This window comes from Frankia sp. BMG5.60, assembly GCF_059428125.1.
Window position 1 is genome coordinate 5,799,181 of the sequence record NZ_CM182091.1, and the last position, 16,132, is coordinate 5,815,312.

Annotated in this window: 12 protein-coding genes and 1 tRNA gene; 7 read left to right on the top strand and 6 right to left on the bottom strand. The window is 72.3% G+C overall.

Annotated elements, in window-relative coordinates:
* Positions 1-30 precede the first annotated feature (30 nt).
* A complete protein-coding gene (locus AC5R91_RS23775; RefSeq protein WP_495393537.1) occupies positions 31-1,581 on the top strand; it encodes an alkaline phosphatase family protein in 1,551 nt (516 codons plus the stop codon).
* Positions 1,582-1,731: 150 nt separating this feature from the next.
* Here the strand turns inward: AC5R91_RS23775 and AC5R91_RS23780 are convergent, their stop codons facing one another.
* The 3 genes from AC5R91_RS23780 to AC5R91_RS23790 form a co-directional block, all read right to left on the bottom strand.
* Complete coding sequence (locus tag AC5R91_RS23780) at positions 1,732-3,693, bottom strand: ABC1 kinase family protein (RefSeq protein ID WP_495393538.1); 1,962 nt, start codon at positions 3,691-3,693, stop codon at positions 1,732-1,734.
* A 119-nt stretch (positions 3,694-3,812) separates the two neighbouring features.
* On the bottom strand, positions 3,813-5,051 hold the full coding sequence (locus AC5R91_RS23785; protein ID WP_495393539.1) for a ThiF family adenylyltransferase: 1,239 nt from the start codon (positions 5,049-5,051) through the stop codon (positions 3,813-3,815).
* 211 nt (positions 5,052-5,262) lie between these two features.
* Entirely contained in the window at positions 5,263-6,675 is a 1,413-nt protein-coding gene (locus AC5R91_RS23790) for a zinc-dependent metalloprotease (protein ID WP_495393540.1), read from the bottom strand.
* 310 nt (positions 6,676-6,985) lie between these two features.
* Between AC5R91_RS23790 and AC5R91_RS23795 the strand changes: the two genes are divergently transcribed.
* From AC5R91_RS23795 to AC5R91_RS23805, 3 genes are all read left to right on the top strand, one after another.
* Complete coding sequence (locus tag AC5R91_RS23795; protein WP_495398040.1) at positions 6,986-7,384, top strand: molybdenum cofactor biosynthesis protein MoaE; 399 nt, start codon at positions 6,986-6,988, stop codon at positions 7,382-7,384.
* A 60-nt stretch (positions 7,385-7,444) separates the two neighbouring features.
* Entirely contained in the window at positions 7,445-7,825 is a 381-nt protein-coding gene (locus tag AC5R91_RS23800; RefSeq protein WP_495393541.1) for a hypothetical protein, read from the top strand.
* A 91-nt stretch (positions 7,826-7,916) separates the two neighbouring features.
* On the top strand, positions 7,917-8,957 hold the full coding sequence (locus tag AC5R91_RS23805; protein WP_495393542.1) for a YlbL family protein: 1,041 nt from the start codon (positions 7,917-7,919) through the stop codon (positions 8,955-8,957).
* An 89-nt stretch (positions 8,958-9,046) separates the two neighbouring features.
* Here the strand turns inward: AC5R91_RS23805 and AC5R91_RS23810 are convergent, their stop codons facing one another.
* A complete protein-coding gene (locus AC5R91_RS23810) occupies positions 9,047-9,553 on the bottom strand; it encodes a PPA1309 family protein (protein WP_041939808.1) in 507 nt (168 codons plus the stop codon).
* 158 nt (positions 9,554-9,711) lie between these two features.
* Between AC5R91_RS23810 and AC5R91_RS23815 the strand changes: the two genes are divergently transcribed.
* Complete coding sequence (locus AC5R91_RS23815) at positions 9,712-12,768, top strand: UPF0182 family membrane protein (protein ID WP_495393543.1); 3,057 nt, start codon at positions 9,712-9,714, stop codon at positions 12,766-12,768.
* A 119-nt stretch (positions 12,769-12,887) separates the two neighbouring features.
* Positions 12,888-12,964, top strand: a tRNA-Met gene (locus AC5R91_RS23820).
* Positions 12,965-13,257: 293 nt separating this feature from the next.
* Here AC5R91_RS23820 and AC5R91_RS23825 read toward each other — a convergent pair.
* Together AC5R91_RS23825 and AC5R91_RS23830 are read right to left on the bottom strand one after the other, a co-directional pair.
* Positions 13,258-13,518: a hypothetical protein gene (locus AC5R91_RS23825; RefSeq protein ID WP_044885396.1), complete on the bottom strand. Its 261-nt coding sequence runs from the start codon at positions 13,516-13,518 to the stop codon at positions 13,258-13,260.
* A 294-nt stretch (positions 13,519-13,812) separates the two neighbouring features.
* A complete protein-coding gene (locus AC5R91_RS23830) occupies positions 13,813-14,301 on the bottom strand; it encodes an Lrp/AsnC family transcriptional regulator (protein ID WP_495393544.1) in 489 nt (162 codons plus the stop codon).
* Positions 14,302-14,529: 228 nt separating this feature from the next.
* Between AC5R91_RS23830 and AC5R91_RS23835 the strand changes: the two genes are divergently transcribed.
* Positions 14,530-15,933 (top strand): aspartate aminotransferase family protein, encoded by a 1,404-nt coding sequence (locus AC5R91_RS23835; protein ID WP_495393545.1) that lies wholly within the window; start codon positions 14,530-14,532, stop codon positions 15,931-15,933.
* Positions 15,934-16,132: the final 199 nt, after the last annotated feature.

Consider the following 16,132-nt stretch of genomic DNA (forward strand, 5'->3'; position numbering starts at 1 on the left):
GGCGTGCCCAGCAGCGAGCGTGTATATCCGATGTCGACCGGAACGGGAACGGCGCCGGGCGTGCCGCCGCAACCGGTCGGGTCCGACGACCTGTCTCTCGCCGTCGCCGCCCTCACCAGCCCCGAACTGGCCGAGATCGTGGATCTCGCTGCCTGGGTGGACGCCGGCTGGCTCTACGTGGCCAACGCCGGCGGCTCGGCCCGGCTGTCGGTGACCGATCCGGACGGCCCCTGGGAGGTCCGCTTCGGGCGGCATCCGCTGGCCAGCCAGGACCCGATGCACGGCGTTCCCCTGGCCGCGGCGCTGGCGGATCCGTCGCCGCCGAACGAACGCGACGCCTACCCCTTCGCCGGCCACCGGCTGCTGTCCGCGTTCGGGGACGCCACCCGGTCGCCCGACCTGATCGTCGTGCACACCCCGCGGCACTACTGGCCCGAGCGCGGCGGGCACCTCGGCGAGCACGGCTCGCTCAACGCCGGCCAGTCCCGCGCCCCGCTGGTGCTGTCCGGCCCCGGCGTGCGCGTCCGGGGGCTGCGGCCCGGCGCGGCGCGGATCATCGACGTCGCACCCACCCTCGCCACGCTGGCCGGCGTCACCCTGCCCGACGCCGAGGGCACGCCGCTGACCGAGCTTGCCGGACCGGGCGCGCGCCACGTCGTCGGCCTGCTGTGGGACGGCGCGAACTGCAACGACCTGCTGCACCTCGCCCAGACCGGCGAGCTGCCGAACGTCGCCCGCCTGCTGGCCGAGGGGACCGCGCTGACCGGCGGGGCGATCGCCGAGTTCCCCAGCGTGACGCTGACCAACCACACGTCCGCGCTGACCGGTGTCGGGCCCGGCCGGCACGGCATCCTCCACAACGTCTACTTCGACCGGGCCACCGGCCGCCAGGTGATCGTCAACGACGTGAAGACCTGGCACGCCGCCTGCGAGCAGCTCCGCGACGGCGTCGAGACGCTCTTCGAGGCCGTCGCCCGCCAGCGCCCCGGCGCGGTGAGCGCCTGCGTGAACGAGCCCGTCGACCGGGGCGCGCACTACTCGACGTTCGGCCTGGTCCGGGCGGCCGGTAACACCGGTGGAGCCGGCGACATGGGCGACTACCTGCCGCCGGCCGAGGGCGACCCGCACGCCAGCGCGCGCTGGGTCCAGGAGAGCTCCGACTATGCCTGGTCCACCCGGGTGGACGCGCTGGGCCTCGCCCAGGTCGTCCAGCTCTGGGCACCGGGCACGACGCCACCCGACGTCATGTGGTGGAACACCACGATCACCGACACCGGCCATCACGGCGGCGGTCCCTACTCGGACCAGTCCCGCGCCGCGTTGCGGGACGCGGACGCCCGCCTCGGCAGCTTCCTCGAGCTGCTCGCCGAGCGCGGGCTGCTGGCCGAGACCGCGATCCTGCTGACCGCCGACCACGGCTCGGAGGCTGCGGACCCGGCCTGCCGCGGCGACTGGGGCGATGCCCTGCGCGCCGCCGGGGTCCGGTTCCGCGACGAGGGCTACGGCTTCCTCTACCTCGGCGAGTCCGTTCTCGACGATCTCACCCCGGACGACCCCGCCGTCGGGGTCGTCGCCTCCTGACGGGACCCCGCGCGGAGGTCCGCGGTGCCCGGCTACCGGGCGGCTACCGGGTTGTGATCCATGATCGACGGTGCTGGGGTCTGGTTGTGACGCCGCGTCGCCACCCGGCGGTCGAGCAGGTGGCGCCGCTGCGTGTCGGCGTCGGAGCCGTCAGTCCTCGGCGGTGATCGGGTCCGAGGGTGCCTCGTCCCGGGGGGGCTGGCGAGGGGGAGCTGCCCTTGCCCGGCCTGCGGCGCGACGGGGGCCGGGCGCTGCGGATGCGCCTGGGGGGTCGGTCGCGGGGGAGACGGCGGTCCTGGCGGCGCGCCGTGCTGACCGGGCTGGCCGGCTCGTCTCGTCGGGTTCGGCCTGCGTGGGCACCGCGTCGGCTACGGGAGTGGGCTGGGGCACCGGATCGCCGGCAGGCTTCCTGGCGCGCGTGGCCGCCGGGGCGCGTCGCGGCGCGCCGTCCTTCGTCGCGGCCTCGGCCGGTCGGTCGATCCGCTGACCGGCCCGCGCCTTCTTGGCTGGTTCCGCCTTCGTGGCCGGTTCAGGCTTTGTGGCCGGTTCAGGCTTTGTGACCGGTTCGGACTTTGTGACCGGTTCAGGCTTTGTGGTCTGGGCCGGCTTTGCGGCTCGCCCTGGCTTCGGGATCTTCGCGGTCCTGGTGGTTCGGCGGGTACGGCCGCCGGTCGGGACTCCGGGCAGCACGACCGGACCCGGCATCGGCCGGATGACCCCGGCCTCGTCCCGGACCGCCAGGACGGGCAGCGGCCGGTCCTGGCGGTTGGCCTCCTCGGCGGCCAGGGCGGCCGCGGAACCGGGCTCGGCGAACCCCGGCTGCCAGCGCTCCATCTCGGCGCGGAAGTGGCCGGTGCTGCCGAGCTGGCAGAGGATCCCGATCGCGCCGAGGGTGACCCGGTGGATGAGCAGGTACGACGGCGGGAGGTTGAGCTGGCGGCCGAGCTGTGCCGCGGCGGAGCGCCAGTCGCTCAGGCGTGCCGCCTCCTTGCGCAGCCAGGCTCGGGAGAAGGTGAACTCCTCCTCGGCGATCGGCTCCAGCATCGGCGCGAGGTAGTCGAGCAGGTCGTCGGCGTCGATCCCGGCGGACGGCGGGATGAACCCCTGGTCGCGCAGGCCGGCGGCGACCGCCTCCGCGTCGCCGGCCAGGGTCTGGCGGGCCAGCCGGCCGATCGGCGCGGGAAGCCCTCCGGGCAGGCGGTTCACGGCGCCGAAGTCCAGCACGCCGAGCCGGCCGTCGGGCAGCAGGCGGAAGTTCCCCGGATGAGGGTCGGCGTGCAGCAGGCCGGCGCGCCCGGGACACGAGTAGAGGAACCGCACGAGCAGCAGGCCGGCGGCGTCACGCTGCTCGGTGGAGCCGTCGGCGATGATGGTGGACAGGGGGACCCCGTCGATCCACTCGCTGACCAGCACCCGGTCCGAGCCGGCCAGCGGGCGCGGGACGACGATGTCCGGGTCGTCGGCGTACGCCTGCGCGAAGGCCGACTGCCACGCCGCCTCCAGCCGGTAGTCGAGTTCCTCGGTGATCCTGGCCTTGAGCTCCTCGACCAGCGGCTTGATGTCCAGCCCCGGGGTCACCGCGCTGAACAGCCGGGCCGCCCGCCCGAGCTGGGTGAGGTCGGCGACCAGGGCCGGCCCGGCCCCCGGGTACTGCACCTTGACCGCGACGGGCCGGCCATCCGACCACACCGCCCGGTGGACCTGGCCGATGCTTGCCGCCGCGGCCGGCGCGTCGTCGAACTCGACGAACAAGGACCGCCAGTCCGCCCCGAGCTCCTCGGCGAGGACGCGGTGGACCACGGGCGCCGGCAGCGGGGGCGCTGCCTCCTGGAGCTTGGTCAGCGCGGCCCGGTACGGCGCGGCGACCTCGTCGGGCAGGGCCGCCTCGAACACGGACAGCGCCTGGCCGAGTTTCATCGCGCCGCCCTTGAGCTCCCCGAGGACGCGAAAGATCTGCGCGGCGGTGCGCTGCTGGAGTTCGGAGGCGACGGCTTCCGCGGGACGGCCGCCGATCCGCTTGCCGACGCCGAGCGTGGCTCGGCCGGCGATTCCGATTGGGAGGGTGGCCAGTTTGGCGGTGCGGACGACGGCCCGCCGTGGGATGTCGGACACCGCTCCATCGTGCCCTGTTCCGAGGCGTGAGGGGCGCCGACCGTGGGTAGCGGTCGCGGCGATGTTGCCGCCGCCGAGCCCGGGCCGCTGCCGGCGTGCGGGCATCCGGCACCCGGATCTCAGGCATCGGCGCCAGCCTGCCCCGCCGCGGATCGGGCGGTGCGGCAGGGACAGTTGGGGTGCACCGGCCAGCTTCGCCGACGGATGCGCCAGTCCGGCAGGGCGAGCTCCAGCGCCCCGTCCGCCGTTACTGGAAGGATCCTCGGAGCCAAGTCCGGTGTGTCGAACATCTCATCTCTGGTGCTTGCGGTTGCGTGGGGCAAGTCGGTGTTGTCGGACTGGTGAACGCCCGAGCCCGGGTCGGGCGACGGCGGGACGGCGAGGTCCAGGAAGGCGAGCGCCTGCATGGCGGCGATCGCGGCGACGAGGCTGGCGAGGGTGATCTCGCACGGGTCGTGGCCGGCCGTGCGCGGGCGGACCAACTGCATCGCCAGCATCGGCCAGACCGGGTCGCGGGCGTGCCGGTGCAGGTGCTGACAGTGCAGGCAGGCCGTCGCGGCCGGCACGACGAGCGGGCCCACGACTCCTGTCGTCTCGCGCACCCCGGCCAGCAGATGAGCGGTCCCGCGGCGTTCGAGGTCGAGGCAGGCGCCGGGTGCGACGGTCGGCGGGCCGACCGGGGCCAGCACGATCAGATCCGCGTCGAAGGCGGCCACCCCCGATCCGTCGCCGCGGCCCGGGGGCGGCAGGGGTGCGGAGCCGGCCGCGCCGAGACCGGGGCACCGATCGGCCTGCCGGCGCACCCGGGTCATCGCCGTCCCCGCGGCGAGGGCCCGGGGTCGGCCGACGTCGTCCAGGCGCAGCCCGCCCGGAGACACGTCGGCGGCCGTCGTCACCTCCGCGTCGTCGACCACGACCCTGCCGACCCCGGCCGCGGCGAGCAGGGTGGAGATCTGTGCGCCGACCCGCCCGGCGCCCCGCACGAGCACCCGGGCGGCGCGGCGCGCGGCGAGCACCCGGCGGGGGCGGGCCGGATCGGCGGAGCGGACCGACAACGCCGCGAGGTCGGGCGCCAGGCGGTCGCGGTCGGCCGGACTCGGCGGCGTGGTGCCCGGGGCCGTCGCCGCGTCGTCGAGCAGGCCGGCCCGGCCGAGCAGATCGAGCAGATCGCGCGCGGCCTCGCCGCCGTCGAGGCGGAGTTGTTCCAGCGTGCGCCGGCCGTCGAGGGCGTCCAGCAGGGCCGTGTGAGGCGGGCCTAGATCGGTGACGAGGACGGCGCGGGCCGGGTCGATGCCGAGTTGCAGGGTGGAGCTGTTGTGCCAGAGCCGACGAAGGCCGGGCTTGAGGATCGGGCGCATGGATCCCCCGCAGGTCCGCCGGCGGCCGAAGCCACCGGACGCGGATCAGGACGACCGGCCAGCCGGCCGGTTGATCCCCACCGTGTCATGCGGGTCCGACAGAACGCGAGACCGCGCCGGCGGCTGTGGAGAGGCTGTGGACCAACCTGTGGATCGTGCCTGGTCCGAGCGTGCCTGGTCCGGGCGTGCCTGGCTCGTGCCAGCGGGTCGGTCAGCCCGCGGTGCCGGGGTCCGAGCCGTCGGGGGTGTCCGGCTTGTCGGCGGGGCCGCCGGGGGACTTCCCGCCGCCCTCGGCGGGCGGCGTGTCGCGCAGCTTCTCGATCTCGCCGATCGGATCGTCCAGGACGCTGGCCGACGCGCCGGTGACGAAGCCGTCCGGCGCGGCCAGGTCGGCCGCCGTGGGCAGCAGGTCGGGATGTGCCCAGACCGCGTCGCGCCCCTCCCGCCCGCGGGCCTCGGCCAGCGCCGCCCACAGCGCGGCGGCCTCGCGCAGCTTGCGCGGGCGCAGGGAGAGCCCGACCAGCGTGGAGAAGGTCTGCTCACCGGGCCCACCCTCGGCCCGACGGCGCCGGACCATCTCGCGCAGCCGGCCGGCGGCCGGCAGATGGCCGGTGGCCGCGGCGTCAGTTACGTGGTCCACCCAGCCCTCGATGAGGGCGAGGATCAGCTCGAGGCGGGCCAGCGCCGCCTTCTGCTCGGGCGTGGTCGCGTCGTTGAACACGTCCTCGCCGAGCGCCTCGGACAGCCGCTCCGGGTTCATCAGGGCGGTCGGGTCGACCATCCGCATCACCCGGCCGACGGCCTCGGTGTCCACCGCGATGCCGCGGGCGTACTCCTCGACCGCGCCGAGCACGTGGGCGCGCAACCACGGCACGTGGGCGAACAGCCTGGTGGAGGCGGCCTCCCGCAGCGCGAGGTAGATGCGCACCTCGTCCTCGGGGATCTCCAGCCCGGAGCCGAACGCGGCGACCCCCGCCGGGACCAGCGCGGCCGTCCCGGCCGGACCGAGGGGCAGGCCGACCTCGGTCGACGAGACGACCTCGGCGGCCAGGGTGCCGATCGCCTGCCCCACCTGCGCGCCGAAGAGCATGCCGCCGACCTGGTTCATCATCTGCATGATCGGTCCACCGGCCCCCATCAGGGCGCCGAGATCGACCCCGGGCGGCAGGGCGTCACGCAGCTCGCTGGGCAGCTCGATGCCACCCCCGCCGAGCTGGCTCAGCCCGCTGGAGATCCCCGTGCGCATCGCCTCGACGACCTTGGCGGCAATCGGGTCGCACAGCGTCTTCCAGACCGGCAGCGTCTTCTCGATCCACTCGACTCGCGACCAGGCGCCGGCGGTCGTCGCGCCGGCGGGCAGGGTCGTCATCGGGTCGAGCCAGACGTCGGCGATCCGCAGCGCCTCGGCGACCATGTGCTGCTGCCCCATGGGGACGCTCGACTCGCCGTCGCCCAGGGAGCGCACCGCCACCTGCCGGGCCAGCTCCCAGTTGACCGGACCGCCCTGCCAGGACAGCAGCCGCTCGAGCTCGGCGAAGAACGGCGCGCCGCCGCCGAAGGGGGACCGGGGCTCCTCGCCGCCGCCACCGGACGACGCGAAGCCGAACGGGAAGTCGCCACTCATCGGACGTGGCCTGATCGGGGAGCGGGACGTCGCACGCGCGGTTGGGACATGAACCCACGGTAATGCGTTTTCTGCCCGCCGGGCGAAACGGAGGCCGCCGCGGCCGGTTACGGTCGTAGACGTGGACTCGACGCGTTCTCCCGCACCCGTCCCACCGGCCGGTGCCTCGGCGCGCGCGACGGCCGGGGCGGGCGGGCCGTCCCCGGCGTCGGGGGAGCCGGCCGCGGACGCCGGCTCCGATCTCGGCCCCGATCTCGGTTCCGGCGCGGGGCACGGTACCGGGGCTCCGGCCCGCGTCGTCCTCGCGGACATTCGTGACACCCCGTTGTCGGTGGACGAGTGCATGGCCGCCGTCCTGCTCCCGGACGTGGGCGGGATTGCGCTGTTCGTGGGCACCGTTCGCGACCATGACTCCGGTCGGGGGGTGACGAGCCTCGCTTACGAGGCGCATCCGCGGGCGGCCGCAGAGATCAAGCGCGTCGCCGCCGAGGTGGCGGCCGGCGCGCCGGTGCGGGCGATCGCGGTGGCCCACCGCACGGGGCACCTACGGGTGGGCGAGACCGCGGTCGTGGTGGCCGTGGGGGCGGCCCACCGAGCGGAGGCATTTGCCGCCTGTCGTCGTCTGATCGATGACATCAAGGCGCAGGTTCCGATTTGGAAACACCAGGTTTTTGAGGATGGCGCGGCTGAATGGGTAGGCGCCTGCTGAGCGGGGCACCTACGATAGAAATTAAGTCATCTTCTTACTCGTCTCGACGTCGAGGCTCCCATGTGGTTCCTGTTGATCCCCCCTGTCGCCCTGCTCCTGACGGCCGTGTGGGTCGCCCTGCGCGGCCGGCCGGACCGCACCTCCGAAGCCATGATCACCATCGCGGGCTACCGGCGCAGCATGGCCGCGCTGGCCCGCCCGATACCCGCCCAGTCCGCCACGCGGACCGGTGCCGACCTCGACGAATCCGGCTACCCCGAACCGCCTCCGGACGATGACCCGCTCCTCCCGAACGACCCGCTTTCCCCGAGCGACCTGGACGACCTGGATGACCTGGGTGTCGCCACCGGTGCCCAGGTGTCGCCCTTCGCCGACACCGTGCCCATCGACGTGTCGTCGTTGCGGCACCAGGCCAGGGGTCGTCCACCCGAGACATCCTGACCGCGCGTCGGACCTCCGGCGTCCGGGGCGGAGGGTCGCCCGCCCCGGACGCCGACCCGACCGGGTGAGGGCCTTTACATAGACTGCCTTCATGGCCCGGCGCACCCAGTCTCTCGTGGTGGCGTCGGTACTGGCGTTGGTGCTCCTGGTCGTGGGCCTGTGGATGCCGGTACCGTTCGTCACCCTGGCCCCCGGGCCGGTCACCGACACGCTCGGCGCCGTCGACGGCACCCGGCTGATCACGATCGAGGGGCACCGCACCTACCCGACCTCCGGTCGGCTCGAGCTGACCACGGTCGAGGAGACCCCGAAGCTCAATCTGGTCAGCGCCCTGCAGGACTGGATCGACGACGACCGGGCGGTCGTCCCCACCGAGCTCATCCGGCCCCGCGGCTCCAGCCAGGAGCAGGTCCAGCAGGAGAACGCCCAGGCCATGCTGGACTCGCAGGACCAGGCCACGGCGGCCGCGCTCGCCCAGCTCGGCATCGCGGCGACGGGCCGATCGGTCGCCGTCTACACCATCCCGGGCGGGTCGCCCGCCGCCGGCAAACTCGCGGCCGGCGACGTCATCACCCAGGTCGACGGGGTCGCCGTGACGACCCAGGACCAGCTACGCGCCCAGGTCGGCAAGGTACGCCCCGGGACGGCCGTCACCGTCGCCTACAGGCGGGGCGGCAAGCCGGCCACCGTCACCATCACCACCCGTCCGGCGACCGACGACCCGTCCCGGGCCATGATCGGCATAACCACGACCGAGAAACGGGCCTACCCGTTCACCGTTCGCATCCGGCTGTCTGACGTCGGCGGGCCGAGCGCCGGCCTGATGTTCGCGATGGGCATCGTGGATCTGCTCACTCCCGGGGCACTCACCGGCGGGAAGACCATCGCCGGTACCGGGACGATCACGGCGGCGGGCGAGGTCGGGCCGATCGGCGGCATCCAGCAGAAGATCCTCGGCGCGAAGGCGTCCGGGGCGTCGATCTTCCTCGTGCCGGCGGCGAACTGCGCCGACGCCCTGTCGGTGGACTCCGGCCGCGCGCCCCGCCTGGTGAAGGTCGACACCCTGGCCGGCGCCCTGAAGGCGGTCGACGCGCTGCGGACGAATCCGGCAGCGAGCGTGCCGTCCTGCTGAGCGGTCCGGCCGTCGGGGCCGGACGGGTGGGGCGTGCGGACGGCCCTCGGGCCACGCGGGTCGCCGGCCGCCCCACCCGGCGGTCGAAGTCACTGGAACGTCGCGAGCAGCCCGTCGACGAGGTTGTCGGCCAGGTCGGGATCGACGACGAGCTCGTCGTCCCCGCGCACCCGCAGGCAGGACGCGTGCAGCCCGCTGCGGGTGACCCCGACGGCGAGCCGGACGTCCTGGCGCTCCGGGTGGTTCGCCGCCCAGTACTCGATCTCGTGGTCGGAGTACGGCGCCTCCTCCTCCGCGCTCGGCGGGAGGACGACGAGTTCGGTCACCAGCACGCAGCCCAGCACCTCAGGGGGCCACCCGATCCCGGCGAGCACCTCGTCGAGCCGGCCCACCGGCAGCGGCTCCTGTTCGACAGGAGTCAGTGAACCGGGCGGCGAATCCCCGATGTGGGGGGCCAGCGCGGGTTCCCGCGCCAGCAGATCGGCGGTGTCGGCGAGTGCGTAGACCTGGCTGGGCTGGTCCCAGCCGGAGTCCGCGACGTGCCGCTCGACCTCGAGTACGACGGAGGTCAACTCCGTGATGTTCGGGCTGCTCACCAACCCATCCTCTCCGATCTCCCCTGAGTGCCTGGCGTAGGTTGCCGTACTGGGGCGGTACGCGCCCCTCGCGTCGGCACCGCCCGGCTGGTGGGTCCGGAAACCCCGGATCCGCCCTTCCGATGAACACCCGACCGTCCTGACCGCACGGAGGAACTGTGGCAACGACCAGTCGCCGCCCGGTGCTGACCCGCGCCAAGGTGATCGTCCCGGTGCTGCTGGCCGTCGCCCTCGTGATCGCGTTCTTCGCCATCTTCACGCGGCTCTACACGGACCTGCTGTTCTACCGCTCGGTCGATTTCAGCAAGGTCTTCACGACCGTCATCTACACCCGGATCCTGTTGTTCCTCATCTTCGGCGCGGTGATGGCCGTCGTCATCGGGATCAACATCGTACTTGGTTACCGGTTTCGCCCGCAGTTGCGCCCACTCTCCACCGAACAGCAGAACCTCGAACGCTACCGGTCGGCCATCGAGCCGTACATGAAGCTGATCCTCTTCGCCGTCGCGGCGGTGTTCGGCCTGGCGGCGGGGCTGTCGGCATCCGGCCGGTGGCGGACCTGGCTGCTGTGGGTGAACGGCGAGTCGTTCGGGACCAGGGACCCCCAGTTCCACCGGGACATCAGCTACTACGCCTTCACGTACCCGTTCCAGCGCTTCCTGCTCGGCTTCCTGTTGACCGCCGTGCTGCTGTCCCTGCTGGTCACCGTGCTGACCCACTACCTGTTCGGCGGCATCCGGCTGCAGACGCCGGGGGAGCGGGTGACGCCCGCCGCGAAGGCGCACATCTCCGTGCTGCTCGGACTGCTCGCGCTGCTCAAGGCCTGGGCCTACTACCTCGACCGGTTCGGCTCGGTGTTCTCCTCGCGCGGCGTCGCCACCGGCGCGTCCTACACCGACGTCCACGCCGTGCTGCCCGCGAAGCTGATCCTGCTGTTCATCTCGCTGGCCTGCGCGGTGCTGTTCATCTACAACATCTTCCAGCGCGGCTGGACGCTGCCGCTGCTCGGCGCCGGGATCCTCGTGCTGTCGTCGGTGGTCATCGGCGGCATCTACCCGGCGTTCATCCAGCAGTTCCAGGTGCGGCCGAACGAGGCGACCCGCGAGCAGCCGTACATCGAGCGCAACATCGCGGCGACCCGCGCGGCCTACGGCATCCAGAACGTCAAGCCGCAGCCGTACGCCGCGCGCACCGACGTCACCGCCGCGCAGGTCGCCGCGGACACCGGCACGGTGCCCAACACCCGCCTGCTCGACCCCAGCAAGCTGTCGCGGACCTTCCAGCAGCTCCAGCAGATCCGCGGTTACTACGGGTTCGAGAAGACCCTCGACGTCGACCGGTACACCGTGACCGGCGCCGACAAGAAGAAGACCACCCGCGACTACGTCGTCTCCGTGCGGGAGCTCAACCAGGCCGGGCTCGGCGCCGACCAGCGCAACTGGATCAACGAGCACCTCACCTACACCCACGGCAAGGGCTTCGTCGCCGCCCCGTCGAACACCGTGGACGAGGGTCAGCCCGCCTTCGACCAGGGCGAGCGAAACCTCCCCCAGGAGGGCGACTTCGGTGTCAAGGAGAACCGGGTCTACTTCGGCGAGATGTCGCCGAACTACTCCGTCGTCGGCACCCGCCAGGTGGAGATCGACGGACCCGGCCCCGGGGCGGACACCCAGGTCACGACCACCTACACCGGCGACGGCGGAGTCTCGATCGGCTCGACCTTCCGGCAGGCCCTGTTCGCGCTGCGCTTCGGTGAGAAGAACCTGCTGCTCTCCGGCGACATCACCAAGAACTCCCGCATCCTGTACGAGCGCAACCCGCGGGACCGGGTCAGCAAGGCCGCGCCCTGGCTCACCCTCGACGGCGACCCGTACCCCGCGGTCGTCGACGGCCGCATCACCTGGATTCTGGACGGCTACACCACGTCCGACGGCTACCCCTACTCCGCCCGGCGGACCCTGGGCAACGTCACCGCCGACTCGGTGACCGCGCAGAGCGGCAACCGCGCCCGGCAGGCCTCCAACCAGGTCAACTACATCCGCAACTCGGTGAAGGCGACCGTCGACGCCTACAACGGCACCGTCACCCTGTACGCCTGGGACGAGTCCGACCCGGTGCTGCGGACGTGGATGAAGGCCTTCCCGGACACGGTGAAGCCGAAGCGGGACATCTCGCCGTCGCTGATGGAGCACCTGCGGTACCCCGAGGACCTGTTCAAGGTCCAGCGTGACCTCATCGGCCAGTACCACGTGTCCGACCCGCGGGACTTCTACTCGCAGGAGGACTTCTGGCAGGTGTCGGACTCTCCCGACGGCAGCGGGCAGCCGCAGCCTCCGTTCTACGTCTACAGCCAGCTACCCGGCCGCTCGGGCCCGTCGTACAACCTGACCTCGCCGCTGATCTCGGCCCGGTCGTCGAAGCTCGCGGCCTACATGGCGGTCTCCAGCGACCCGTCCAACTACGGGCAGTTCACCCTGCTCAAACTCCCGCCCGGGGGCACGATCAACGGTCCGGTGCAGGTGCAGAACGCGATCGAGGCCAACGGTGACGTCGCGAACAAGCTGACCCTGTGGCGCGGAGCCGGCTCGCAGACCATCGAGGGGAACCTGCTGACCCTGCCGGTCGCGGGCGGACTGCTCTACGTCGAGCCCTACTACGTCCAGGCCCGCGGCGGCTCGGGCTATCCCACCCTGCAGGGCATCGCCACCGCCTTCGGGGAGCGCATCGGCTTCGGCACCTCCCTGGGGGAGGCACTCGACAAGGTCTTCGGCCCCGGCGCCGGGGCCGCCGCGGCCGGCGCCGGTACCGGAGCCACCACGACCACCGGTGGCGGTCAGGGCGCTACGCAGGGCGGCGGCACGGGCGCCGCTCCACCGGGCGGGACGTCCGGGCTGCAGGACGCCGTCAACGACGCCGACAGCGCCTACAAGGCCGGTCAGGACGCCCTGCGCAAGAACCCGCCGGACTTCAACGCCTACGGCCAGGCGCAGACCGACCTGGCCGACGCGCTGAGTCGACTGCGGGCTCTCGCCAGCCCACCGACGACCCCGCCGGTCGCGAGTCCCTCGCCGAGCCGCTCGGCGGCGTCCACGCCCCGCGGCACCGCCGCCGCAGGCTCGGCGCCGCCGAGTACCGCGGCGGCCGCCGTTGCCCCCGTGAGCCCCGCGAGGCCCCCGGGTCCCACGAGCCCCACGGCCCCGGCGACGCCCGGCTGACGCGAGCGAATCGGGACGATCCGCCCCCTTTGTGATCTTCGCCGGGAACTTCCCAAAATCAGGGCCGCCATCGGTTTGACATCTGCCGGTGGCGGCCCTGTATAGTAAAGACACACCGACGCGGGGTGGAGCAGCTCGGTAGCTCGCTGGGCTCATAACCCAGAGGTCACAGGTTCAAATCCTGTCCCCGCTACCAAACGAAGAGGCTCCCGGAGATTCTCCGGGAGCCTCTTCGCATTGTGGCCTGCCGGCTCTGTCTCCTGCCGGCTCTGTCTCCTGCCGCAGCCTCCCTCGCCAAGCGAGACGCCGGGCGCCGCGGCTGAGGACTTCCGCTCCCGGCCACGGCGACCGCTCGTCATCCCGGCCAGGGCCAGATCGCGGCCGCATCATCCCGAGATCTGGGTACGGTTTCAGACCGGAAAATCGCATCGAGACCTCGGCTCGGCTCGGCAGTCGACCGATGATGCAGAGCGAGACGGCGGGCGCGGGTCAGCGGGGGCGGGGCGTGCGCCAGGGGCTGCTGGGTCGCGCTGCCTCGGCGGCGCGGAGCAGGGACTGGGCGAGGCGGCGGGCCTCGTCGGGGTCGAGGTAGGCGGCGGCGAGCGTATCCAGCATGGGAGCGTCCAGGCGGAGGAGGATCACCGGAGCCTTGCCGGCGCTCGCCGGCGGCTCGGGCCGCACGGTGATCTCGGCCTGGCCAATGCGAGTAACGAGTATGCCGTCCTGCGGGTCATGGTGGACAAGCGCCATGCTCACCCCATCGTGTCTGGGCCGAGTTGTTGTGTCATTGCACGTGTTGGACTCTTGTTGGTACTGCTTGGTTGTTCGGGGAACGCTGTCGGCGGCGTGACTCCGCGACCGTTCCCCGCTCACGGCGCCTCACCCGCGGCGATGAGTGCCCCTCCGCCGGCCCTGGCTCGGGCAAGCCTCCGACCACGGCTTATCGCCGCCGTCGTCGCACTTCGCCGCCCCCGGCCGCCGTCCCGTTCGTGCCCCTGAACCCCGCGTCACCCCTGCCCGCCCGTCCTTGTCGCGCCGGCGCCGTCAGCGCGCTCCCCAGGTGTAGGTCTGCTTCACCAGACGCAGGTAGACGAACGTCTCCGTGGCGAGCACCTGCGGCAGGGCGCGGATCCGGTCGTTGATCAGTTCCAGCAGGTGCTCGTCATCCTCGGCGACGATCTCGACGATGAGGTCGAACGAGCCGGCCGTGAGGACGACGTAGTCGACCTCGGGGAGATCGGCGATGGTGGCGGCGACCACCCGTGTGTCGCCGGTGACCCGCACGCCGATCATGGCTTCCCGGTGGAAGCCGACCCGCAGGGGATCGGTGACGGCGACGATCTGCATGACGCCGGCGTCGAGCAGCCGCTGGACCCGTTGGCGCACCGCGGCCTCGGACAGCCCGACGGCGGCAGCCATCGCCGCGTACGAGCGCCGTCCGTCCTGCTGGAGCTGCTCGATGATGGCCTTGTTGATGTCGTCCAGCAGCCCGTCTGAGGCGGAGCGCTGGCCGGGTGTCCGTCGAGACTGCACCCGGCATCCTCCTCGTCTCGCCCGGCGGCGCGCCGGTCCGATCGCCGGCCGGGGTGTCGGGCCGCGCCGGCCCGGACCGCTCGGAGGGCGTCCCGTTGTCATCGTATGGCTACGAGTGAATGAACGGGGAAGCGATACCCGAATCCGCTTTTGTCCACGGATTCACTCGTCCAATGGCCAGTCGAGCTACGCTTTCGGTAGGCGCTTGGCTGAAGGGATGCGTGGACGGTGTCGAATCTGATCGTTACCGAGGCAAGTGTGACCCAGGCCGCACTTCACGCCAGGGCGGCGGAGCTCACCGATCGGGAGGAGGCCCGCCTGCAGAACCGGACCCGCGGTTCCGAACAGATGCACACGCGGGCGGCGCGGTCGATGACGTCGGGGGTGCCCTCGTCCTACCAGATCCGCGACCCGTGGCCGATCTACCTCACCCACGGGCGCGGATCGCTCGTCTGGGACGTCGACGGCAACGAGTACGCCGACTTCCACAACGGCTTCGGCTCGATGGTCCAGGGTCACGCCCACCCCGCGATCGTGCGCGCGGTGACCGAGCGGGTCGCCCTCGGCACCCACTTCGCCATGCCGACCGAGGACTCGGTCGTCGTCAGCGAGGAGCTCGCCCGCCGGTTCGGGCTGCCGCAGTGGCGCTACGTCAACTCCGGCTCCGAGGCGACGATGGACGCCATCCGCATCGCCCGCGGGGTCACCGGCCGCGACACGATCGTCAAGATCTTCGGCTCGTACCACGGCCACCACGACTACGTGATGGTGTCGATCGGCGCGCCCTACGACGACATCGGCCCGGCCGACAACATGAACTCCCTCGGCTACGGCGCGGGAATCCCGCAGGCCGTCATCGACCTCACCGTGCCCGTCCCGTTCAACGACGCCCCCGCGATGGAACGCCGGATCGAGGCCCTCGCCGCCGAGGGCCGCCTGCCCGCCTGCGTCATCATGGAGGCGGCGATGATGAACCTGGGTGTCGTCCTGCCCGAGCCCGGCTACCTCGAGGCGGTCCGGGAGATCACCGCCCGACACGGCATCATCCTCATCTTCGACGAGGTCAAGACCGGCCTGTGCGTCGCGGCCGGCGGCGCCACCGAGCGCTTCGGCGTGCGACCCGACATGATCACGCTGGCCAAGGCCCTCGGTGGCGGCCTGCCGTCGGGCGCCATCGGCGCGACCGCGGAGATCATGGAGGTCGTCGCCTCGGACAAGGTCAAGCAGGTCGGCACGTTCAACGGCAACCCGCTGACCATGGCCGCCGCCCGCGCGAGTCTGCTCGAGGTGCTCACCCCCGACGCCTACGCGCACCTCGACCACCTCAACGACCGCCTGATCGCCGGCTGCGACGAGATCCTGGCCCGCCACGGCATCCCCGGCTACACGGTCGGGATCAGCTCCAAGGGCTGCGTGCACTTCTCCGACGCACCCATCCGCGACTACACGTCCTTCATGGCCCACCAGAACGCCGAACTACCCGAGCTCGCCTGGCTCTACAACGCCAACCGCGGCGTCCTGATGGCCCCCGGCCGCGAGGAGGAGTGGACCCTGTCGGTCCAGCACACCGACGCCGACGTCGACCGCTACCTCGACAGCCTCGACCAGCTCACCCGCGACCTCACCGCCTGACCCGCCTGACCTGCCCGACCGGACCTCCGGCCCACCCGGCCAGTCCTGCCGCCGTTCCGACGATCGAGCCTGGGTGCTCGCTCCGGACGTCGCGTTCCGGCCCGTCTGGCAATTGCGGCGCGCTGTGTACGGTCTGAGCATCCGAACCATGCATAGCGCACCGCAACGAGCTCTCCGCACCGCAACCCGCCCGAACCAG